Below are 20,421 nucleotides of genomic sequence, written 5' to 3' on the forward strand. Positions count from 1 at the left end.
CGTCACATGCGCTTTTGCCTCGCGCCGGTGAATTTGACATTGCCCGCCCCACCAAAGGCCGCTAGCTTTCACGCCGCTGCGGTACGTACCGCAAAAATATCCGAGACGGGCCGCGCGGATGGCCACGTCCATGGGAGGACGTCACACATGAAGACGATCAAGGGCCCGGCCCTGTTTCTTGCTCAGTTCGCGGGCGATGCCGCGCCGTTCAATTCCTGGGACGCGATCACCAAATGGGCCGCCGATATCGGCTACAAGGGCGTGCAGGTCCCGAGCTGGGACGCGCGCTTCATCGACCTGAAGAAGGCGGCGGAATCCAAGACCTATTGCGACGAGTTCGCCGGCAAGGCGCGCGAGAACGGCGTCGAGGTCACCGAGCTTTCCACCCATCTGCAGGGCCAGCTCGTCGCCGTGCACCCCGCCTATGACGAGGCCTTCGACGGTTTTGCGGCACCCGAGGTGCGCGGCAATCCCAAGGCCCGGCAGGCATGGGCCGTGGAGCAGGTGAAGATGGCGCTGACCGCCTCGAAGCACCTCGGCCTCGATGCGATGGCCAGTTTCTCCGGCGCGCTCGCCTGGCCCTTCGTCTATCCCTGGCCGCAGCGCCCCGCCGGCCTCGTCGAGACCGCCTTCGACGAACTGGCAAAACGCTGGAAGCCGATCCTCGACCATGCCGAGGAGAACGGCGTCGACATCTGCTACGAGATCCATCCGGGTGAGGACCTGCACGACGGCATCACCTACGAGATGTTCCTGGAGCGCACCGGCAACCATGCCCGCGCCTGCATGCTCTACGATCCGTCGCACTATGTGCTGCAATGCCTCGATTATCTCGACAATATCGACATCTACAAGGACCGCATCCGCATGTTCCATGTGAAGGATGCCGAGTTCAATCCGACCGGCCGGCAGGGCGTCTATGGCGGCTATCAGGGCTGGGTCAACCGCGCCGGCCGCTTCCGCTCGCTCGGCGACGGCCAGGTCGATTTCGGCGCCGTCTTCTCCAAGATGGCCGCCAATGATTTCGCCGGCTGGGCCGTGGTCGAATGGGAATGCGCGCTGAAACACCCGGAAGACGGCGCCCGCGAGGGTGCGGAATTCGTCAAGGCGCACATCATCCGCGTGACGGAAAAGGCGTTTGACGATTTTGCCGATGCCGGCACGGACGAGGCGGCCAACCGGCGCATGCTTGGGCTTTAAGGAGGAATACGAATGGCAATCGAAGGAAGCGCAAGCGAAACTCGGGAACGGAAAATCCGGCTCGGCATGGTCGGCGGCGGCTCCGGCGCCTTCATCGGCGCGGTGCACCGCATCGCCGCCCGGCTCGACGATCACTATGAGCTGGTTGCCGGCGCGCTCTCGTCCTCGCCGGAAAAGGCCGAGCAGTCGGCGCGCGAACTGGGACTCGATCCGTCGCGCAGCTATGCCAGCTTCAAGGAAATGGCGATCCGCGAGGCCAAGCTGAAGAACGGCATCGAGGCGGTGGCGATCGTCACGCCGAACCACGTGCATTACGAAGCGGCGAAGGAATTCCTGAAGCGCGGCATCCACGTCATCTGCGACAAGCCGCTCACCTCGACGCTTGCCGATGCGCGCAAATTGAAGAAGCTGGCGGAGGAGGGCGACACGCTCTTCGTGCTCACCCACAACTACACCGGCTACCCTATGGTCCGCCAGGCGCGTGAAATGGTGGCCAATGGCGAGCTCGGCCCCATCCGCCTCGTGCAGATGGAGTATCCGCAGGACTGGCTGACCGAGGACATCGAGAGCAGCGGCCAGAAGCAGGCCGCCTGGCGCACCGACCCCACGAAGTCGGGTGCGGGCGGTTCGACCGGCGATATCGGCACCCATGCCTATAATCTCGGCTGCTTCGTCTCCGGCCTGGAACTGGAGGAGCTGTCCGCCGATCTCGACAGCTTCGTCGCCGGCCGTCGCCTCGACGACAACGCCCATGTCATGCTGCGCTTCAAGGAGAAGGACGGCGCGCGCGCCAAGGGCATGCTGTGGTGCAGCCAGGTCGCGCCCGGCCACGAGAACGGCCTCAAGGTGCGGGTCTACGGCACCAAGGGTGCCCTCGAATGGGTGCAGGCCGATCCGAACTACCTCTGGTACACGCCGTTCGGCGAACCGAAGCGCCTCATCACCCGCAACGGTGCCGGTTCCGGTCCGGCCGCCGCGCGCATGAGCCGCGTGCCCTCCGGCCACCCGGAAGGCTATCTCGAAGGCTTCGCCAACATCTATTCCGAAGCCGCCCGCGCCATCTATGCCAAGCGCAGCGGCGCCAAGGTCGATCCCGCCGTCGTCTATCCGACGGTGGATGATGGCCTGAAGGGCATGCTCTTTGTCGATGCCTGCGTGCAGTCTTCGAAGAAGAACGGGGCTTGGGTCAAGGTCTGAGACCAATCAAGGTTTCGGCCGTCCGTCGTGGCGGCCGACACGCCCTCAGGCAAAAATACTGCCGAGGCGGATGACCAGTTTCTTGTCGAACATGTGCCCGCGGTCGAACATCCAGTTCAGCGCATCGCGCGTCGTCCAGGCGCGCTTGTAGGGGCGGGCGCTCGTCAGGGCCTCGAAGACGTCGCAGACGGTGGCGAGGCGGATTTCCGGGCTGAGTTGGTCTGCCTTCAGGCCGAGCGGATAGCCGCTGCCATCGAGCGTCTCGTGATGGAAGCGGCAGATGTCGAGGGTCAGTTCCGAGACGTTGCCCTGTTCCTTCAGCAGCCGGTAGCCGACCTCCGGATGATTGCGCACCAGGCGCCGCTCTTCCGCTTCCAGGCTGCCGGTCTTGTTGAGAATGGCATTGGGGATCATCAGCTTGCCGACATCGTGCAACAGGCCGGCGACCCCCAGGTCTCGCACCATGTCGTCGTCATAGTCGAGCAGGCCGGCGAGCTTCATCATCAGCGCGCTCACCGCCAGCGAATGCACGTAGGTCCCCTCGTCCTTGGTCTTGAGGCGCGTGACCTTCAGGAAGACGTCCGGTGCCGCGTCGATGCGCTCGGAAATCTCGCCTGCGACCGGACCCAGCGTATCGATCTGCAGATTGCCGGCACGAACGGCATCGAAACTGTTGCGCAGGGCGCCTGCCGCCTGTGCAACGGTTTCCTGCGTGCGGCGTTGCTCCTCGGCCTTGAGATCGGTGGAGACATCGATGTCGATCGTGCTTCGTTGCGGATTGACGAGCGCATAGGCTGCCGACGTTGCAAGGATTGCCCGGACCGTCTCGTCGGATTGCACAAGGAACCGGCGACCGGCGAACTCCGTGTTCGGGCATTCGACGGATTCGATGAACATGCCTTTTCGAACGAGATTCTTGGGTATTCGTCGTACCACGCGTCAGATCTCCATCCTTACCCTGATACTTTAGAGGAGGATTTCCTAACTCTTGTTTAAGGAATAGCTGTTTTAGAGTTTATCTACTTTTGCGTGTATATGTAGCGACGGTAAAATCGCCGTTTCTCCGTTGTGACGGGGAAAACCGTGGTGCCCCGCAAGCTGTCCGGACCTCTATCGTCTTATTTCTCATGCGGTTTTCAAAAGAATAGTCTTGCAATCTTCCCCGTCTCCTCGACGCATGCCTACACTCCTCCCATCCCGCCGAAGGATACGCTGCCAGGCGTGGCAGCCGGGTGGGGTCGGCGCTTGCGGTGCGGGAAGGACGTAACCCTTCACCGCAAGGGCCTGTGGAAAATGGTCTCCCTCCGGCGACACGGGGGAAACGGCAGGGCATCGGACCGACCCTGTCGTTTCACGCCCCGAACGGCGCGCCGGATGTGCCTGTGCGGCACGCAAGGAGGCCGGGTCCGGCGGATGCGTCGGCATCGTCCGCCGGGATGGCAACCGTCCGGAAAGGCGTCAAAACCCTTTCCGCCGGCAAGGACCTCAAGGCGAGGTCCTGCACGGCGAAAAACCGGAACGGCCCATCCCGGAAACCGGCGGCAGACATCCACGGATCGCGGCCTTTGCAGAGGGACCGGAGTCGCAGGCAAAAACCGCTGAACGGGGCGCTGAGAGGTGTCACCTATACCAAACCTTACGAGGCAGCTCCCAGCGCCCCGTCCGATGCTCCCGCAAACCCACGGGCGAAATTTTCGCCGCGTGGATGCTTCCGCATGCACCATCGCCTGACGGTTGACTTTTTGCGCAATGGCTTTACTGCAACGTTGCAGGTTTCCCTGTCGATGGGTCTGCGCCCCGTTTTTGAAGAGAAGATGATGATCGATCCCAAGACCCTTGCCGCGCGTTTTCCCGGCGATTTCGTGTTCGGCGTGGCGACAGCCGCCTTCCAGATCGAGGGTGCGACGAACATCGATGGCCGCAAACCGTCGATCTGGGATGCCTTTTCCAACATGCCCGGCCGGGTGTTCGGCCGGCACAATGGCGATGTCGCCTGCGACCATTACAATCGCCTGGAGCAGGATCTGGACCTCATCCAATCGCTGGGCGTCGAGGCCTATCGCTTCTCCATCGCCTGGCCGCGGATCATTCCGGAGGGCACCGGGCCGGTGAACGAGAAGGGGCTGGATTTCTACGACCGCCTCGTCGATGGCCTGAAGGCCCGCGGCATCAAGGCCTTCGCGACGCTCTACCATTGGGACCTGCCGCTGATGCTGGCCGGCAATGGCGGCTGGACGGCGCGGTCGACGGCCTATGCCTTCCAGCGCTATGCAAAAACCGCCATTGCCCGCCTTGGCGACCGGCTGGATGCGGTGGCGACCTTCAACGAGCCCTGGTGCTCGGTCTGGCTCAGCCATCTCTACGGCATCCACGCGCCCGGCGAGCGCAACATGGATGCGGCGCTGCATGCCCTGCATGTCACGAACCTGGCGCACGGCCTCGGCGTCGCCGCCATCCGCTCCGAGCGGCCGGACCTGCCGGTCGGCCTCGTGCTGAACGCCCACCAGACCTATGCCGGCAGCGGCAGCGCCGCCGACGCGGCCGCCGCCGCCCGCGCCTTCGATTTTCACAACGGCGTCTTCTTCGGCCCGGTCTTCAAGGGCGAATATCCGGAAAGCTTCCTCTCGGCACTTGGCCATCGCCTGCCGCAGATCGAGCCGGGCGACATGGAAACGATCAGCCAGCCGCTCGACTGGTGGGGGTTGAACTACTACACACCCATGCGGGTTTCGCACGACCCGGCGGAAGGCGTTGAATTCCCCGCCACGCGGCCTGCACCGCCGGTTGCCGACGTCCAGACCGATATCGGCTGGGAAGTCTACGCGCCGGCGCTCGGCGATCTCATCCGCAGGCTCAATGCGGCCTATGCGCTGCCGGATTGCTACATCACGGAAAACGGCGCCTGCTACAATATGGGCATCGAAAACGGCACGGTCGACGACCAGCCGCGTCTCGACTACATCGCCGAGCATCTCGGTGTCACCGCCGACCTGATTGGCGAAGGTTATCCGATGCGCGGCTACTTCGCCTGGAGCCTGATGGACAATTTCGAATGGGCGGAAGGTTACCGCATGCGCTTCGGCATCGTGCATGTCGACTACGACACGCAGGTGCGCACGGTGAAGAAGAGCGGCGAGTGGTACGGTGAACTGGCCGGCCAGTTTCCGAAGGGCAATCACCGGGCGGCCTGATACCGCTCGCATTGTCGTTCGCAGCGTAAAGGATTGATAACGGTTCTGCCGCATCATCGCTTTTCGGCCGGAGAAGACGATGCTGCGACTTGCGCGCCACCTTTCGAGCATGATCGGCGCCAGACGACTTGTTGTCGTGCTGGGTGTGCTTGCCTCGTTTGCCGTCGTCGTCAGCATTGCCACCATTCTCATCATGATGGCGCTCGGCTTTCTCGCCACAAGGGCAAACGAACTGGATGAGGAACGCACGCAGCAGGCGGTGTTCGGTGCGCTCTCCTCGCTGCGCAGTTCCTTGGTCACGACGGTGCGTGATTACGCGGTCTGGGACGATGCCGTGCAGGCCATTTACGGGCAGGTCGACATGCCCTGGCTCGTCACGAATTTCGGTCTCGCCACGGAGGGCGGCCCGCTTTTCGATACGGTTTTCCTCATCGATGAAAATGGCCGTACCATACTCGCCTATCGAAACGGCGTGCCGCTGGAGGCGGATGCGCGTTCCTATGGTGGCACGGTGTTTGCGGATCTCTACGACAAGGTGATCAAGGCAGGACTGGAGCCCGGCGAGGAACTGGGCGCTTTCCTGCGAACGCCGAACGGCCCCGCCGTTGCGGCTGTGTCCGCCGTCCGCCCGATGTCCGATGCGGTAAAGGCGCCGGCGCATGCGCTGCGCACGCTCTTCATCATCCGTCACCTGTCGCCCGCACGGATCGCCAGGATCGCCGACAACTTCCTGATTTCCGGCCTGATGCTGACGGAGGAGGAGCCTGCAAAGGGCATGGCGGTGCCCCTGACCAATCCCGGTGGAATGGTGCTCGGTTACCTGTCCTGGACGCCTGACGCACCGGGCGACAAGAGCTATGCGCAGGTACGCCCGCTTGTTCTCCTGGCGCTGGGCGGGGTCATCATCTTCTTCGTGCTGCTGGTGCTGACCGGCGCCGCCTTCGTCATCCGCCTCAAGGCTGATGAGAACAAGGCGCGGACACAGGCCCTGACCGACCGCCTGAGTGGCCTTCGCAACCGCACCGGCCTCTATCTCGGTCTCGATGAGTTGAATGCGCACGCCGCCCTGGAAGAGCGCGACGTCGTGTTGCTCTATCTCGACCTTGACGGCTTCAAGGATGTCAATGACTTCTATGGCCATGCGGTCGGCGACCGGTTGATCCGTGGGGTCTCGGCCGGGCTTGCCCGTCTCGTCACCCCCAACACCATGCTGGCCCGCATCGGCGGCGACGAGTTCGCCATCGCCTTCCACGGTGCGGTGGATGGGCCGGAAGCCGAGCGGCTGATAAAGTCCATTCTCGATTTCTTCGCTGAACCCTTCGCCATCGGCGAGCGTGTCGCGATCGTCGGCGCCAGCATCGGCCTTGCCGTGTCGCGCAAGGGGGCGGTGGGTGGCGAGGAGCTACTGCGGCGGGCGGATGTCGCCATGTACCGGGCTAAACATGCCGGCCGTGGTCGCGCCATGCACTATGAAACGCTGATGGACGATGATCGCGATGCGCGGCGGGAGATGGAAGATGCGCTCCGGGCCGCAGTGACACGGGGCGAGATCGACGTCGTGTACCAGCCGATCGTCAAGGCACGTGGCCGCGAGATCGTCGGGGTGGAGGCACTCGCCCGCTGGTATCGCGGCGGGACCGTGCCGGTGCCGCCGGACGTGTTCATTCCGCTGGCGGAGGCGACCGGCGTTATCGACGCGCTCGGTCCGCTCGTGTTGCGCCGCGCCTGCGAGGCGGCGCGCAACTGGCCGGAGATCGGCATTTCGATCAACGTCTCGCCGGCGCAGTTCCGCAATCCCTATTTTCCGGATCAGGCGCTCGCGATCATCGCGGAAGCGGGCATCGAGCCGTCGCGCGTCACGCTGGAGATCACCGAGGGCTATTTCATCCAGAATCCCGGCCGCGCGAAACTTGTCATGGACCGGCTGAAGGCCGGTGGCGTGCGCATCGCGCTCGACGATTTCGGGGCCGGTTTCTCCAGTGTCGGTTATCTCATCCGTTTCGGTTTCGATCGCATGAAGATCGACCGGTCCCTCACCATCGCGGGCGAGCTATCGGTAAAGGGCGGCGCGATGCTGCAGGCGACGGTGGCGCTCGCCGCCTCCTTCGACATGCCGGTGACGGCGGAAGGCGTGGAGACCGGCGAGCAGGCCGCCTTCCTGCATCTGTGCGGCTGCGACCAGCTTCAGGGCTACTTCTTCGGCAAGCCGATGAGCGAGAAGGCGATCGGCGACCTGCTTGCCCCGCCAGAAGCGGTGCAGGCCGCCGCAAGCTGATTATTTGCCGAGATGGCGTTCGCCGCGCTTCTTCGCAAGGTCCATCTGCTTTTGCCGCTGGCGGAAGCGCAACCGGTCGTCCTCGCTGCGGGTCGCGTGGCAATGCGGGCAGGAAACGCCGGCCTCGTAAAGCGGCGAGGTGACGTCCTCGGCGGTCAGCGGATGGCGGCAGGCGCGGCACAGCTTGTGCTCGCCTTCCTCCAGCCCGTGCAGCACCGAGACGCGCTCGTCGAACACGAAGCAGGCGCCTTCCCACAGGCTGTCTTCCGCCGGCACCTCTTCGAGATATTTCAGGATGCCGCCCTTGAGGTGATAGACCTCGTCGAAACCCTCTTCCTTCATGAAGGCCGTCGCCTTCTCGCAACGGATGCCGCCGGTGCAGTACATGGCGATCTTCGGCTTGTTGTGCAGGCCGGTATTGTTGCGCACCCAGTCCGGAAACTCGCGAAACGTCTTGGTGTTCGGGTCGACCGCGCCCTTGAACATGCCGATTGCCGTCTCGTAGTCGTTGCGGGTGTCGATGACGATCGTGTCCGGATCGGAAATCAGCGCGTTCCAGTCTTCCGGCGCCACATAGGTGCCGACGGAGCGTGTGGGGTCGATGTCCTCGACGCCCATGGTGACGATCTCCTTCTTCAGCCGCACCTTCATGCGCAGGAAAGGCATCTCGGCGGCAAAGCTTTCCTTGTGCTCCAGCCCGGCAAATTCCGGCTGGCTGCGCAGGTAGCCAAGCACCGTGCGGATGCCGGCATGCGGCCCGGCGATCGTGCCGTTGATGCCTTCATGGGCAAGCAGCAGCGTGCCGCGCACGCCATTGTCCTCGCAGAGCGCCTGCAAGGGCTCGCGCAGGTCCGCAAAACGCGGAACCGAGACGAAATGGTAGAGGGCGGCAACGAGGAACGTGCCGTCTTCAGCGGGCAGGGAGGTTTCGTTTGTCATGGCCGCCACATACAGCTTTGGCGCATTTCAGGCAATGCGGCGCTCTGTAGCGTCTCAGGCGAGCTGGCGGAGGCTTGCGCCGTTGCTGACGCCGAGTGCCATCGACTGGTTGGAATATTGGCTCTCGCCCGTCACTTCACGGCCCACCCAGTTCGGCAGGTTCGGCTCGTCATGGATCGAGGCGAGTTCGACTTCGGCGATGATCAGGCCCTTGTGAGCGCCGCCATAGACGTCGACTTCCCAGACATGGCCTTCGTGCGGCACCTTGTAGCGCACCTTCTCGATGGCATTGCCGATCGCGTGGCGCAGCATGTCCTCGGCCTCGTCGCGATCGATGTCATACTCGTATTCGTCGCGAACGAGCACAGCATGGCCGATTTTCAGGGTGATGCGGGCCTTGCCATTGCCAAAGATGCGGACCCGCAGAGACCGGTCGTCCTGAGCCACGATATAGGCTTGCCGTATGGCGATCCCTTCATCCGCGAAGGTGCGCCATCGCTGGCCAGAAACCAGAAACTTCCGCTCGATCTCTTTTGCCATAGGCTCGCTTTCGCAGTTGGAGACGGGGCTTTAGCGAAGGGGAGACTACACGATAAGTGTGTCATGACAAGGCCATGAATCATGCTTTAGGCTCGACACGACGTCGCAGACGCGGTATTCCGGTCCAAATTCAATCGTTTTAAAAGGTGACGCCATGAGCGAGAAAAACGCCAAGCTCCTTTCCGTCTTGAAGCTGCAGCCGGTGGTGCCGGTACTGGTCATCGACGACGTCAAGACGGCGGTTCCGCTGGCGCGGGCGCTCGTGGCCGGCGGCCTGAAGGCGATCGAAATCACGCTGCGCACGCCGGCCGCCCTTGAGGCGATCCGTGCGGTCGCCAACGAGGTCGAAGGCGCTGTCGCCGGTGCCGGCACGATCCTCAATGCCGCGCAGTTCGAGGCCGCCGTCGAGGCCGGCTCGCAGTTCATCGTCAGCCCCGGCACGACGCAGGAGCTGATCGATGCGGCGAACGATTCCGACATCCCGCTTTTGCCGGGTGCCGCCACCGCCAGCGAGGTCATGGGCCTGCGCGAAGAGGGCTACCAGGTGCTGAAATTCTTCCCGGCCGAACAGGCAGGCGGTGCGGCCTACCTCAAGTCGTTGTCCTCGCCGCTCGCCGGCACGCTGTTCTGCCCGACAGGCGGCATCTCGCTGTCGAATGCCCGCGACTATCTCTCGCTGCCGAACGTCGTCTGCGTCGGCGGCTCGTGGGTGGCGCCGAAAGATCTCGTTGCCAAGGGTGACTGGGCCGGCATCGAGAAGCTTGCGGCGGAAGCAGCCGCACTCAAGGGCTGAGACAGGTTCAACGGAATTGCAGACGGGCGGCCCTTGGTCGCCCGTAATGCGTTTGTAATTGAGGGCGTGCATTCCTATCTTGCCTTGCAGCCGGCCCCTGCGGCGACAAGAGAAACGGAGACGCCCTATGTTTGACGCCAAGAAGTTGCTTGACCAGTTCCTCGGTTCGCAGGTGCCCGGTGCCGGCGGATCGGTGCGCGACCGCGCCGGCCAGGTCACCCAGCTCGCCAAGGACAATCCGCTTGCCTCGATCGCCATTGCCGGCGTGCTGCTCGGCACGGGCACCGGCCGCCAGGTGGCGGGCTCCGCGCTGAAGCTCGGCAGTCTCGCGGCCATCGCCGGCCTCGGCTACCAGGCCTACAAGAACTACAAGGAAGGCCAGAATCCCGTCGAGACCACGCAGGGCACGACGCCGGAACTCCTGCCGCCGCCGAGCGATTCCGGTTTCCACCCCGAAGCGGTCAGCACCGATTTCGCCCTCATCCTCGTGCGTGCCATGATCGCCGCCTCGCGCGCCGATGGCCATATCGATGAGGCCGAGCGCGCCCGCATCATGGACAAGCTGAAGGTTTCCGGCCTCGGCGCCGATGCCGCGCAGTTCCTCGAAGACGAGCTTGCCAACCCGGTCGATCTCGACGCGATCATCGCCGCGGCGACGACCGAGGAGCAACGCGTCGAACTCTATACGGCCTCGCGTCTCGCCATCGAGCCGAAGTCGCGTGCCGAACGCGGTTATCTCGACCTGCTTGCCGGCCGCCTCAACCTGCCGGATGCGCTGGTCGACCATATCGAGGCGACGGTTTCCGCCGCCACCGTCTGAGATTTGCCGGGGAGCGGCCGAACGCCGCTCCCCGCTTTCCACATTGCGCCGGCAGGCCGCCTGTTCTATCCCTTCGGCAACGATCGAAGGAGACTTTGCATGCGCGATCTCACAGACTGGAAGGGCTGCCCGCCACCGGCACCCGTTACGCTTGAAGGCCGCACCGTGCGCCTCGAGCCCTATGACCGCGCCAGACACCTTCAAGCCCTATGGGACGCCTTCGGCGGCATGGCGATCAACCCGCTGCTGCGCTACTTCGCGCAGGCCGACTTTGCCGATATCGCTGGATTTGATGCCTGGTCCGAGGCGGTGATCAAATCCGGCTGGGTGCGCGAGGTCATGGTCGACAAGGCGAGCGACACGGTGGTTGGCATGGCGCATTACATGCGCCCGGATCCGGCGAACGGCGTCGTCGAGATCGGCGGCATCGCGCATGGTCCGAGCATGGCCCGCTCGCCCCTCTCCACCGAGGCGCAGTATCTTCTCGCCAAACATGTCTTCGACGATCTCGGCTACCGCCGCTACGAGTGGAAGTGCCACAACGGCAATGCGGCCAGCAAACGCACCGCCGCCCGCCTCGGTTTCACCTTCGAGGGCGTCTTCAGGCAGCACATGCTGTCGAAGGGCGAGAACCGCGACACGGCCTGGTTCTCGATCATCGATGGCGAATGGCCGACCATCGCCAAGGCGTTCGATGCCTGGCTCTCGCCGGACAATTTTGACGCCGAAGGACAGCAGAAGCGCAAACTGGAAGACATCCGCGCCGAAATCACCAAAGCGGACGCGGCATGAGCGGGGAAAACAAGGGCAAGTCGGCGGCGTTCGCGGCGTTTTTCATCCTGCTCGGCACGGGCGTGGTGTTCTATTTCCTGCCGCGCGTCATGATCGCCCTCGGCGACGTCTCGCCATGGCTGGCCGGTGCGTTCGGCGCGCTGATGGTGCTCGCTTTCTTCCTGCTGTTCTGGCTCCGGGCACGCTACCAGCGCAACCGCGGGAATTAGGCCTGTAGCGAGGCTCCGAGCAGCAGCATCCCCAGAACCATCACCAAAGCCGCGCCGCCGATTTCGATGGCGGTGCCGATGCGCTGGCCGGCCGAGCCGTTGCCGGCGAAGCGCACGGCCGCACCCTTGGCGGTGACGGCAAGCGTGGCGAGCGTCGATACCGTGATGGCCGTGCCGATCGACATGGCGAAGACGGCAAGCAGTCCACCCAGATAAAGGCCGTTCAGCAGCGCGAAGCTCAGCACGATCAGCGCACCGGAGCAGGGGCGCAGCCCCACCGCGACAATGGCAGACCAGGCCTCGCGCAGCGCAAAGCGCTCGCCCTTCAGCAGCGACGGATCGGGCGCGTGGGCATGGCCGCAGGTCGAGCAGATTTCGCCTGCGTGATGGTGGTGACCGTGGTCGTGGTGATGATGGTCATGGACCTCCACCGCTTGCGCGCCGAGCGTGGATGCCCGGCGTTCCGCCGGTCTCAGCTTCCCGAACAGCAGCCAGGCGCCGAAGAGGGTGATGAGGGCATAGCTGCCGATTTCGAGCGCGCGGGTGGCGTCGGTCATCGACACCGTGGTGCCGCGCAGGAAGAGAAAGGCCGCGCCCACCAGCAGGATGGCGACGATACCCTGGAGGATCGACGAGAGGAAGGAGAGCAACACGCCGCGCTTCAGCTCGACCTCGTTTGCCAGCATGTAGGACGAGATGACCGCCTTGCCATGGCCGGGGCCGGCGGCGTGGAAGACGCCATAAGCGAAGGAAAGGCCGACGAGCGTCGAGGCCGCCCACGGGTTCTCGCGCATCTCCCGCAACGCACCCGTCATCAGCCGATAGAAACCCTGCTGCTGGGCGTTGATCCAGCCGAACAGGCTGCCGAAGGTGCCGGTCGTGTTGAAGCCCGGTTCCGCCGAGCCGATGCCGAGCGGCGATTGTGCATGGGCGAGGGTGGCCGTGGCCACGACGGCAAGCGTCAGGGTGGCAAGGGCAAGGGCGCGTCCGCGGGTCAGCATGTCATCTCCAGACGGGTGGCGAACAGCTTGGACATGTCGGTGCCGGCGGGATCGTTGAAGAAGGCTTCCGTCAGCGTGTCCTGGTTCTGGGCGAGCACCTCGTCCGCATCGGGCCGCACCACGGTACGCTTGCAGGCGGAAAACTTGTCGCCGACGGCGACGAGGTCGTCATCGGAGGCAAAATCCATCGCCGCATACATGGTGGGGTCGTAGACGCCGAACGTCAGCTTGCCCTTGAGCGGCATCGCCTCGCCCGGCTTGACGGAGAAGAACATCAGGAGCTGCCCGTCCTTGTAGTCGACATTGATCGCGTCGGGCTTGGCAACCTTGATGGTTTTTCCGTCCTCGGTGATCGTCGTGTAGTAGCTGAACTCCTCGAGCGACTCGAGCACGGTCTTGCCGACCTCGGCCAGCTCGTCCGGGTCGAGCACGGCATTGCTGTTCTTGTCGAAGTCCATCACGACGCTTGCGGAAAACATATCGTCGAAGCGCCAGACATTGCGCAGCTCACTGACCGTGCCGTCGTCGCCCGCCACCACTTCCAGCCGGGCTTCGGCAAAGATGTGCGGATGGGCGAAGGCCGCAGCCGGGGCTGCAAGCGCTGCTCCGGCAACGAGAAGGGGGAGCAATCGCATCGGTATCTGTCCTCTCGAAGCGGCGGGGCGGCCTTCAGAATCGTTCGGTTGAATGTAACGCAAATGGGTCGGAATTGGGACCTTAGCAGCCGCGTATTACGCCTCGATGCCGGGATTGCGGCGGAACCAGGCATGCAGGAAATCGACGAAGGTGCGGACCTTTGCGGGCAGGTAGCGGCGGTGGGGATAGATCGCGTAGATGCCGCGATCGGTTGGCAGGTAATCCTCGAGGATCGAGACGATGCGCCCGGAATCAAGGCAATGGCGGGCGATGAAGGCCGGCACCTGCGCGACGCCGAGGCCGCTTGCGGCGGCGCGGACGGCGGCCGTCGGGCTGTTCACCTCGATATGGCCGCTGACCGGAACGCTGAAGCCTGCGCCCTTGTCGTCGACGAAGCGCCAGTTGCTGTGCGACTTGCCATTGGTGTCGATGATGCAGGGCAGGCGGGCGAGGTCGCTTGGATGGTTGATCGGACCGGCCTGGGCGAGAAACTCCTCACTCACGCAGATCTTCAGGTAGAAGTCGCCGAGCTTGCGGGCGATGAGGGCCGAATCTTCCAGCTTCGTGATACGGACCGCGACGTCGAAGCCTTCTTCCACCAGATCGACGAAGCGGTCGTCGGAGACGATTTCCAGCGACAGTTCCGGATGCTCCTTGCCGAAATCGATAAGCGACTGGCCGATATCGGCATCGACGAAGGTGCGCGGGGCGGAAACCTTCAGCTTGCCGCGCAGGTCCGTGTTCTTCTCGCGCACGAGATCGGCGAGGTTGTCGATCTCCTTCAGGATGTCGGAGGCGGTGCGGTAATAGGTATGGCCGGCCTCGGTCATCGAGAACTGGCGGGTGGTGCGGTTGAGCAGCAGCGTGCCGAGTTCGTCCTCCAGCTCGCGCACATATTTGGAAAGCAGCGCCTTGGACCGGCCGGTCCTGCGCGAGGCGGCGGAAAAGCCCTCGGCGTCGACGACGTCGATGAAGGCCCGGATTCGGGTCAATGTATCCATGTATCCCCACTCGGCAATCGCGCCCTTCCCGAAAGGCGGCGCGGATCCGGCCGAAACGTGATGGCCGGTGCGTTATAATCATGTTTTGAAACCACGTTTCGCGAATGTCGTGGCTGGGGGAATATTTTCAATAGCGAAATGCAAAAAACCTCTTGATTGCGACAGCGATTCTTCTTATCTCACCCCTGCCCAAAGTCGCACGTGCCTGTGGGTGTCCGCCGACCCTCGATTTGGTGAGGAACTCGGTAAGGTACCTGGAACTAACCCCTCCAGTCGTTTCTCCGGCCAACCGGAAGAGCGAGGACATCTTGAAGCAACGACGGTGCGGGCCTTTCTGGTGTCTGCCGGCTTTCCAACAGCCGGGGTTACTGAAGAGGCACACCTTCATTGCCGGACGTGCGGTCGGGTTCTCCCACCAATCAAAGGCAGACAAAGCCGAATTGAAGCCTAGGCGGGCTTCGGTTCACCGATCGCGCATGATGCGCATGCTTGGTTCCGGGGTCTCCACCGGCTGGTTCCAGAGCGTGCCCGCATCCTGCCCTTTGTCCTCCGGGTTTCCCGGAGCAACCTGGATATGGGGAATACCGAAATGGCGACTGCACGTATTATCGACTTCCTGAACACCCGACGTCCCGACGGCCCGTGCCTCGTGGTCGACCTCGATGTCGTGCGTGACAATTTCAAGGCGTTCCGCCACGCGCTGCCTGACAGCTCAATCTACTATGCCGTCAAGGCAAACCCGGCGCCGGAAGTGCTGCGCCTGCTCGCTTCCATGGGCTCCAACTTCGATTGCGCGTCCGTCGCTGAAATCGAAATGGCGCTCGATGCCGGTGCGACCCCGAGCCGTATCTCCTTCGGCAACACGATCAAGAAGGAACGCGACATCGCCAAGGCGCATGCGCTCGGCGTTTCGCTCTTCGCCGTCGACAGCCATGAGGAAGTCGAGAAGATCGGCCGTGCCGCTCCGGGTGCGCGTGTGTTCTGCCGCGTCCTGACGGATGGCGAAGGTGCCGAATGGCCGCTGTCGCGCAAGTTCGGTTGCGTGCCGCAGATGGCCGTCGACGTGCTCGTCTACGCCCACCAGAACGGTCTCGTCTCCTATGGCGTATCGTTCCACGTCGGCTCGCAGATGACGAAGGTCGATGCCTGGGATTCGGCTCTTGCCGATGCCAAGCGCGTCTTCGTGCAGCTTGCCAAGCAGGGCATCGAGCTCAAGATGGTCAACATGGGCGGTGGCTTCCCGACGAAGTACCTGCGCGACGTGCCGTCGGCCGAAGCCTATGGCAAGGCGATCTTCGGTGCGCTGAAGAAGCACTTCGGCAACCAGATCCCGGAAACCATCATCGAGCCGGGCCGCGGCATGGTCGGCAATGCGGGCGTGATCAAGGCGGAAGTCGTTCTCGTCTCGAAGAAGTCGGACAACGACAACCATCGTTGGGTCTTCCTCGACATCGGCAAGTTCGGCGGTCTGGCCGAAACCATGGACGAGGCGATCCGTTACCCGATCCGCACCGCACGCGATCAGGACGAGATGGAGCCCTGCGTGCTCGCCGGCCCGACCTGCGATTCGGCCGACGTGATGTACGAGAAGAACATGTATCCGCTGCCGATCACCCTTTCGATCGGCGACGAGGTTCTGATCGAGGGCACCGGCGCCTACACGACGACCTACTCGGCCGTCGCCTTCAACGGCTTCGAGCCGCTCAAGGCCTATATCATCTAAGCCTGTCGGCGCTCCCGTTTCGAGCGGGAGCGCCAAATTCACAATTCCATTCAGATACCGTTTGAATCGGTACCTGGAGCCGCTTGTGCGGCTCCAGTGACTTTAACTTGCGCATGTGCGTTCGCTCGGCTTTGCCGAGCGCGACATGCGTGTTCGGGAGGCCCAATGATGGCCACTGTTCTTGATTCTGTCCGCGCGTTCTTCGCGCATGCCGCCTTCACCATCGACCAGGAGAACACCGGCGACGTTGTCGCCCGCGAGCGTCTGCTTGACCGCGTGATGGGGGAAGCCCGCTTCCGCAAGTCGTCGGAAAAGCTGCGCCGTGGCCGCATGCCGGCGGAAGGCCTTGCCCTCGTCGCCCGCGATCCCGATGGCCATGTCATCGGCACGGTGCGGCTGTGGAATGTCGAGGCGGGCGTCGATTCCAACGGTAACGCCGTTTCGGCCCTGCTGCTTGGCCCGCTCGCTGTCGATTGCGAACATGAAGGCAAGGGCATCGGCGGCGCGCTGATGCGGGCTGCTATCACCGAGACGCGTGATCGCGGCCACGGCGCGGTGCTGCTCGTTGGCGATCCGGAATATTACGAGCGCTTCGGCTTCTTTGCCGACAAGGCGCAGCACCTCGTCATGCCTGGCCCCTTCGAGCGCCGCCGTTTCCTGGCGCTGGAGCTGAAGGACGGCTGGCTGGAGGGTGCTGCAGGCGTGCTCGTCGCCAGCGGCCGGCGCCGCGTCGTCCTCGACATGCGCAAGGCTGCCTGAGAAAGAGCCGGCGATGAGCCGGCTCTTTCCATTTTGACACCTGTCATTGTTTTGATTGGGCAATTATCAAGATTGGTACGAATATCGTGCCGATCTGCTTTCGGTTTGCTGTTCGTTTGATCCATCTCAAGGGAGGTGCCCGGCTGCCCGCTCCATAGTCGCTGCGAAAAAGACGAGTCGCGATTGATGGAGAGACGACATGAAGGAACATGGCAAAAGCCGGCTGGTGCTTGCTGGATTGGCCGCCGGGCTGCTGCTCGGCAATCAGGCCCTGGCGGCGGACCTCGAAGAGCGCATGGCGCCGCCGGAAGCGACGGTGGATTTCGCCGCGCAGAGCCCTTGGCAGATCCGCGTGCGCGGCCTCGGCGTCATCACCGATGATTCAGGTTCCGTGAATGGCATCGCGGGGTCGAGCCTTTCCTACTCGGACACGGTCGTTCCCGAACTCGATATTTCCTACTTCTTCACGGACAATATCGCGGCCGAACTTATTCTCGGCACGACCTATGCGAATGTCCAGGCGGACGGGTCGATTGCCGGTCTCGGCAAGGTGGGCAAGACATGGCTCCTGCCGCCGACGCTGACCGTGCAGTACCACTTCACCGATTTCGGCGCGTTCAAGCCCTATGTCGGCGCGGGTGTGAACTACACGCTGTTCTACAATCAGTCCGGCTCGGGCGCCTTCTCCGACCTCAAGGTCAAGAACAAGGTGGGCGCCGCCCTCCAGGTCGGCTTCGACTATATGCTCGACGAGCACTGGGGTGTGAACTTCGACGTGAAGAAGCTCTTCCTCGAGCCCAAGTGGAAGGTCGATTTCAACGGCACGCCGTTGACCGGCAAGGCGAAGCTCAATCCTTGGCTTGTGGGCGCGGGTGTGACCTATCGCTTCTGAGGGGGCGTGTTCTGTAACCGGTGTTCACCGTTGCTTCAACACTGTGTGAGACCGCGTCATCGGCCATGAAATCGTGCCGTCCTGCGCCTATCTGCCTTGCTATGAAGAAGCGCGTTTTCATCATTGGGCTTCTCGCCGGCCTTGCGGTTATGCCGCCGCTGGCCGGCGCGCGGGCGCAGGTACCTCCGGCGCAGCCCGAACAGGCGATCGCCGAAACGCTGGCGGCCGCTTCGTCGCTGTCACAGCTGAAGGCGGTGGTCGTTGCGCGGGACGGCAAGATCGTTGCCGAGCGTGGATATGGCGGCCATACGCCAGTCGAAAGCGCGAACATCAAGTCGGCGTCGAAGTCGATCATTTCCGCCCTTGTCGGCATCGCCATCGACAAGGGCCTGCTTGAAGGCGTCGACCAGCCGATCGCGCCGATCCTTGCCAGCGACCTGCCGGCGGAGCGTGATCCGCGGCTCGACCGCATTACCATCGGCAACCTGCTCTCCATGCAGGCGGGGCTGGAGCGCACATCGGGCGGCAACTACGGGCGCTGGGTGGCCAGCCGCAACTGGGTACGCGCGGCCCTTGCCATGCCCTTCGCCGACGAGCCGGGCGGCACGATGCTTTACTCCACCGGCTCGACGCATCTTCTCTCGGCGATCCTGACGAAGGTCGGGGGGAAGTCGACGCTTGCGCTCGCCCGCGACTGGCTCGGCCCCCTCGAGGAGTTCCGCATCGGCGCCTGGGATCGCGATCCGCAAGGCATCTATCTCGGCGGCAACCAGATGGCGATGAGCACGCGCTCGCTGCTGGCCTTCGGCGAGCTCTACCGCAATGGCGGGCGCACGGCGGATGGCACACAACTCGTGCCGGAAGACTGGGTCCGCCAATCCTGGCAGTCGCGCACCAATTCGCGTTTTTCCAACGATGGTTATGGCTACGGATGGTTCGAGCGGGTCATCGGCGGCAAGACGGTGCACTATGCCTGGGGCTTTGGCGGACAGATGCTTTACATCGTGCCGGAGCTTGGCCTGACCGTCGCCATGACCTCCGACGAGGGTGACCCTTCCGCCCGCTCCGGTTACCGTGACGACCTGCATGACCTACTGGCCAAGATCATCGGCACGGCCGAGAGCTGATCAGCTCGCCGCGCGACGATAGAAGGCAAGCGATCCGGCAAGCGCCAGCAGCGCGCCACCGCAGATCCGGTCGAGCCACACGGCCCCTGATGTCTTGAGAACGCGCACGGCCTGCGCACCAAGTGCCGCATAGCCGACCATCACCATGAAATCGATCGCCGCGAAGACCAGGGCGAGCAGCATATATTGCTGCGCCTGGGGCGCTGAAGGATCGATGAACTGGGGCAGGAAGGCGGAGAAGAAGAGATAGCCCTTCGGATTGGTGACGGCGACGAGGAAGCTTTTCGTGAAGATGGCTTTCGCCGTCGTTCGACCGCCTGCCTGCGCATCGTCGAGTGCCCGGCCGATCGAACCGGTGGAGCGCAGCATCTGTATGCCGAGGAAGGCGAGATAGGCGGCACCCAGCCACTTGACGACGGAGAACCAGAATTCGGAGGCCGCGAGCAGCGCACCCAATCCGAGCGCGACTGCGCCGATCAGCACGAAATCCGACAGCACGGCGCCGATCATGCCGGGCAGCGCACGGCGCATGCCGTAGCGCGAGCCGTTGGTGAGCGCGAGCAGGACCGTCGGGCCCGGCGTGGCGATGCCGATGAAGGCGACGGCGGCAAAGGCGAGAAGGGTAACTGAAATCATGATGGATCCTCCCGGCCCGATTGCTCCCATGCTTCCGTCACCGATGCAAGCCGTCCGAAATTGACAGAAAGACCGCAAAGCCCTATGTGCATGGCAAGGGTGAGAGCCCCTGCCGTCCGCGAGCGTCAGCTTTGGTGAAGTCTCTCTTTGAAAACAATCGGTCTTCCAGCATCATGCATGCGAACCGGTGGCAATGCGGGCTCCCTCCGACACGACGCATGCAGACATTGGAGATCCGACATGCGTCCATCCCCGACGCCACTGCCATCCCTCGACGCCCTGAAAGACCAGGCGAAGCGGCTGCGTGCCCGTTTTGCCGAGGACGGCCAGGCCATTGCCCATGCCCGCGCGCTCGAACTCATCGCCGCGCAATACGGTTACCGCGACTGGAACACCTTGCACGCCGTCGTCGGCAACCGGCCACCGTTCAATCCCTGGATGCTCGGCTCGCGCGTGCGCGGCCACTATCTCGGCCAGCCCTTCGATGCCGAAGTGCTCGGCGTGCAGGCGCTGACCAGCCAGCCCGGCCGTTACCGCATGACGCTGCATTTCGACGAGCCGGTGGATGTGGTGACCTTCGACAGTTTCTCCGCCTTCCGCCAGCGGGTGAACTGCACCGTCGACGAGACGGGGCGGACGGCTGCGAGAACCTCGAACGGCCGGCCGCACCTCGAACTCGAGTGGTGAGCA

At 63.6% G+C, this 20,421-nt stretch carries 20 protein-coding genes; 13 read left to right on the forward strand and 7 right to left on the reverse strand.

All coding sequences use genetic code 11. The features are described 5' to 3' along the window. The first annotated feature begins 147 nt into the window (after positions 1-147). The gene (locus GR138_RS19420) at positions 148-1,200 is read left to right on the forward strand and encodes a sugar phosphate isomerase/epimerase family protein (protein ID WP_160860913.1); all 1,053 of its coding nucleotides are present in this window, start codon (positions 148-150) and stop codon (positions 1,198-1,200) included. Between the two features lie 12 nt (positions 1,201-1,212). After that, on the forward strand, positions 1,213-2,397 hold the full coding sequence (locus GR138_RS19425; RefSeq protein ID WP_160860914.1) for a Gfo/Idh/MocA family protein: 1,185 nt from the start codon (positions 1,213-1,215) through the stop codon (positions 2,395-2,397). A 45-nt stretch (positions 2,398-2,442) separates the two neighbouring features. Here the strand turns inward: GR138_RS19425 and GR138_RS19430 are convergent, their stop codons facing one another. Continuing rightward, the gene (locus tag GR138_RS19430) at positions 2,443-3,333 is read right to left on the reverse strand and encodes an HD-GYP domain-containing protein (protein WP_338091124.1); all 891 of its coding nucleotides are present in this window, start codon (positions 3,331-3,333) and stop codon (positions 2,443-2,445) included. A gap of 878 nt (positions 3,334-4,211) precedes the next feature. Between GR138_RS19430 and GR138_RS19435 the strand changes: the two genes are divergently transcribed. Both GR138_RS19435 and GR138_RS19440 read left to right on the forward strand, forming a co-directional pair. After that, complete coding sequence (locus tag GR138_RS19435; RefSeq protein WP_160861085.1) at positions 4,212-5,588, forward strand: GH1 family beta-glucosidase; 1,377 nt, start codon at positions 4,212-4,214, stop codon at positions 5,586-5,588. A gap of 79 nt (positions 5,589-5,667) precedes the next feature. Then, positions 5,668-7,863 (forward strand): putative bifunctional diguanylate cyclase/phosphodiesterase, encoded by a 2,196-nt coding sequence (locus GR138_RS19440; RefSeq protein ID WP_160860916.1) that lies wholly within the window; start codon positions 5,668-5,670, stop codon positions 7,861-7,863. On the opposite strand, the gene trhO is transcribed toward GR138_RS19440, so the two are convergent. Together trhO and GR138_RS19450 are read right to left on the reverse strand one after the other, a co-directional pair. Next, complete coding sequence (trhO, locus tag GR138_RS19445; protein WP_160860917.1) at positions 7,864-8,802, reverse strand: oxygen-dependent tRNA uridine(34) hydroxylase TrhO; 939 nt, start codon at positions 8,800-8,802, stop codon at positions 7,864-7,866. It abuts the gene before it with no gap. Positions 8,803-8,856: 54 nt separating this feature from the next. Then, positions 8,857-9,342, reverse strand: a complete 486-nt coding sequence (locus GR138_RS19450; protein WP_160860918.1) for a CYTH domain-containing protein — start codon at positions 9,340-9,342, stop codon at positions 8,857-8,859. A gap of 154 nt (positions 9,343-9,496) precedes the next feature. Between GR138_RS19450 and GR138_RS19455 the strand changes: the two genes are divergently transcribed. The 4 genes from GR138_RS19455 to GR138_RS19470 all read left to right on the forward strand — a co-directional run bounded on the left by GR138_RS19455 (position 9,497) and on the right by GR138_RS19470 (position 11,956). Continuing rightward, positions 9,497-10,135: a 2-dehydro-3-deoxy-phosphogluconate aldolase gene (locus GR138_RS19455; RefSeq protein WP_160860919.1), complete on the forward strand. Its 639-nt coding sequence runs from the start codon at positions 9,497-9,499 to the stop codon at positions 10,133-10,135. 127 nt (positions 10,136-10,262) lie between these two features. Beyond that, positions 10,263-10,955, forward strand: coding sequence for a tellurite resistance TerB family protein (locus GR138_RS19460; protein WP_160860920.1), 693 nt, complete (start codon positions 10,263-10,265; stop codon positions 10,953-10,955). 99 nt (positions 10,956-11,054) lie between these two features. After that, positions 11,055-11,747 carry a GNAT family N-acetyltransferase gene (locus tag GR138_RS19465; protein WP_160860921.1) on the forward strand — a complete coding sequence of 231 codons (693 nt, stop codon included), beginning with the start codon at positions 11,055-11,057 and terminating at the stop codon, positions 11,745-11,747. Continuing rightward, positions 11,744-11,956: a hypothetical protein gene (locus GR138_RS19470; RefSeq protein ID WP_160860922.1), complete on the forward strand. Its 213-nt coding sequence runs from the start codon at positions 11,744-11,746 to the stop codon at positions 11,954-11,956. Before GR138_RS19465 ends, GR138_RS19470 begins: the two co-directional genes overlap by 4 nt. On the opposite strand, the gene GR138_RS19475 is transcribed toward GR138_RS19470, so the two are convergent. From GR138_RS19475 to GR138_RS19485, 3 genes are all read right to left on the reverse strand, one after another. Continuing rightward, positions 11,953-12,957 carry a nickel/cobalt transporter gene (locus GR138_RS19475; protein WP_160860923.1) on the reverse strand — a complete coding sequence of 335 codons (1,005 nt, stop codon included), beginning with the start codon at positions 12,955-12,957 and terminating at the stop codon, positions 11,953-11,955. The two genes, GR138_RS19470 and GR138_RS19475, sit on opposite strands and share 4 nt — an antisense overlap. Beyond that, positions 12,951-13,592 carry a DUF1007 family protein gene (locus GR138_RS19480; RefSeq protein WP_160860924.1) on the reverse strand — a complete coding sequence of 214 codons (642 nt, stop codon included), beginning with the start codon at positions 13,590-13,592 and terminating at the stop codon, positions 12,951-12,953. The genes GR138_RS19475 and GR138_RS19480 overlap by 7 nt, the downstream gene beginning before the upstream one ends. Positions 13,593-13,688: 96 nt before the next feature. Next, the gene (locus tag GR138_RS19485) at positions 13,689-14,594 is read right to left on the reverse strand and encodes a LysR family transcriptional regulator (protein WP_160860925.1); all 906 of its coding nucleotides are present in this window, start codon (positions 14,592-14,594) and stop codon (positions 13,689-13,691) included. 589 nt (positions 14,595-15,183) lie between these two features. Here GR138_RS19485 and odc2 point away from each other — a divergent pair. The 4 genes from odc2 to GR138_RS19505 all read left to right on the forward strand — a co-directional run bounded on the left by odc2 (position 15,184) and on the right by GR138_RS19505 (position 19,095). Beyond that, positions 15,184-16,317: an ornithine/lysine decarboxylase gene (gene odc2, locus GR138_RS19490; RefSeq protein ID WP_160860926.1), complete on the forward strand. Its 1,134-nt coding sequence runs from the start codon at positions 15,184-15,186 to the stop codon at positions 16,315-16,317. A 168-nt stretch (positions 16,318-16,485) separates the two neighbouring features. After that, positions 16,486-17,076: a GNAT family N-acetyltransferase gene (locus GR138_RS19495; RefSeq protein ID WP_160860927.1), complete on the forward strand. Its 591-nt coding sequence runs from the start codon at positions 16,486-16,488 to the stop codon at positions 17,074-17,076. A 199-nt stretch (positions 17,077-17,275) separates the two neighbouring features. Continuing rightward, on the forward strand, positions 17,276-17,968 hold the full coding sequence (locus GR138_RS19500) for an OmpW/AlkL family protein (protein ID WP_160860928.1): 693 nt from the start codon (positions 17,276-17,278) through the stop codon (positions 17,966-17,968). Between the two features lie 101 nt (positions 17,969-18,069). After that, positions 18,070-19,095, forward strand: coding sequence for a serine hydrolase domain-containing protein (locus GR138_RS19505; RefSeq protein ID WP_160860929.1), 1,026 nt, complete (start codon positions 18,070-18,072; stop codon positions 19,093-19,095). Here GR138_RS19505 and GR138_RS19510 read toward each other — a convergent pair whose 3' ends face one another. After that, complete coding sequence (locus GR138_RS19510) at positions 19,096-19,731, reverse strand: LysE family translocator (protein WP_160860930.1); 636 nt, start codon at positions 19,729-19,731, stop codon at positions 19,096-19,098. Between the two features lie 240 nt (positions 19,732-19,971). Here GR138_RS19510 and GR138_RS19515 point away from each other — a divergent pair, with 240 nt between their 5' ends. After that, the gene (locus GR138_RS19515; protein WP_160860931.1) at positions 19,972-20,418 is read left to right on the forward strand and encodes a glyoxalase superfamily protein; all 447 of its coding nucleotides are present in this window, start codon (positions 19,972-19,974) and stop codon (positions 20,416-20,418) included. The last annotated feature ends 3 nt before the right edge of the window (positions 20,419-20,421 follow it).

The sequence above is a fragment of the Shinella kummerowiae genome (genome assembly GCF_009827055.1).
In the GTDB taxonomy this organism is placed as follows: Bacteria; Pseudomonadota; Alphaproteobacteria; order Rhizobiales; family Rhizobiaceae; genus Shinella; species Shinella kummerowiae.

Coding starts and splice junctions, on each gene's coding strand:
- GR138_RS19420 (WP_160860913.1), top strand. CDS start 148: ATGAAGACGATCAAGGGCCCGGCCCTGTTTCTTGCTCAGTTCGCGGGC.
- GR138_RS19425 (WP_160860914.1), top strand. CDS start 1,213: ATGGCAATCGAAGGAAGCGCAAGCGAAACTCGGGAACGGAAAATCCGG.
- GR138_RS19435 (WP_160861085.1), top strand. CDS start 4,212: ATGATGATCGATCCCAAGACCCTTGCCGCGCGTTTTCCCGGCGATTTC.
- GR138_RS19440 (WP_160860916.1), top strand. CDS start 5,668: ATGCTGCGACTTGCGCGCCACCTTTCGAGCATGATCGGCGCCAGACGA.
- trhO (WP_160860917.1), bottom strand. CDS start 8,802: ATGACAAACGAAACCTCCCTGCCCGCTGAAGACGGCACGTTCCTCGTT.
- GR138_RS19450 (WP_160860918.1), bottom strand. CDS start 9,342: ATGGCAAAAGAGATCGAGCGGAAGTTTCTGGTTTCTGGCCAGCGATGG.
- GR138_RS19455 (WP_160860919.1), top strand. CDS start 9,497: ATGAGCGAGAAAAACGCCAAGCTCCTTTCCGTCTTGAAGCTGCAGCCG.
- GR138_RS19460 (WP_160860920.1), top strand. CDS start 10,263: ATGTTTGACGCCAAGAAGTTGCTTGACCAGTTCCTCGGTTCGCAGGTG.
- GR138_RS19465 (WP_160860921.1), top strand. CDS start 11,055: ATGCGCGATCTCACAGACTGGAAGGGCTGCCCGCCACCGGCACCCGTT.
- GR138_RS19470 (WP_160860922.1), top strand. CDS start 11,744: ATGAGCGGGGAAAACAAGGGCAAGTCGGCGGCGTTCGCGGCGTTTTTC.
- GR138_RS19475 (WP_160860923.1), bottom strand. CDS start 12,957: ATGCTGACCCGCGGACGCGCCCTTGCCCTTGCCACCCTGACGCTTGCC.
- GR138_RS19480 (WP_160860924.1), bottom strand. CDS start 13,592: ATGCGATTGCTCCCCCTTCTCGTTGCCGGAGCAGCGCTTGCAGCCCCG.
- GR138_RS19485 (WP_160860925.1), bottom strand. CDS start 14,594: ATGGATACATTGACCCGAATCCGGGCCTTCATCGACGTCGTCGACGCC.
- odc2 (WP_160860926.1), top strand. CDS start 15,184: ATGGCGACTGCACGTATTATCGACTTCCTGAACACCCGACGTCCCGAC.
- GR138_RS19495 (WP_160860927.1), top strand. CDS start 16,486: ATGGCCACTGTTCTTGATTCTGTCCGCGCGTTCTTCGCGCATGCCGCC.
- GR138_RS19500 (WP_160860928.1), top strand. CDS start 17,276: ATGAAGGAACATGGCAAAAGCCGGCTGGTGCTTGCTGGATTGGCCGCC.
- GR138_RS19505 (WP_160860929.1), top strand. CDS start 18,070: ATGAAGAAGCGCGTTTTCATCATTGGGCTTCTCGCCGGCCTTGCGGTT.
- GR138_RS19510 (WP_160860930.1), bottom strand. CDS start 19,731: ATGATTTCAGTTACCCTTCTCGCCTTTGCCGCCGTCGCCTTCATCGGC.
- GR138_RS19515 (WP_160860931.1), top strand. CDS start 19,972: ATGCGTCCATCCCCGACGCCACTGCCATCCCTCGACGCCCTGAAAGAC.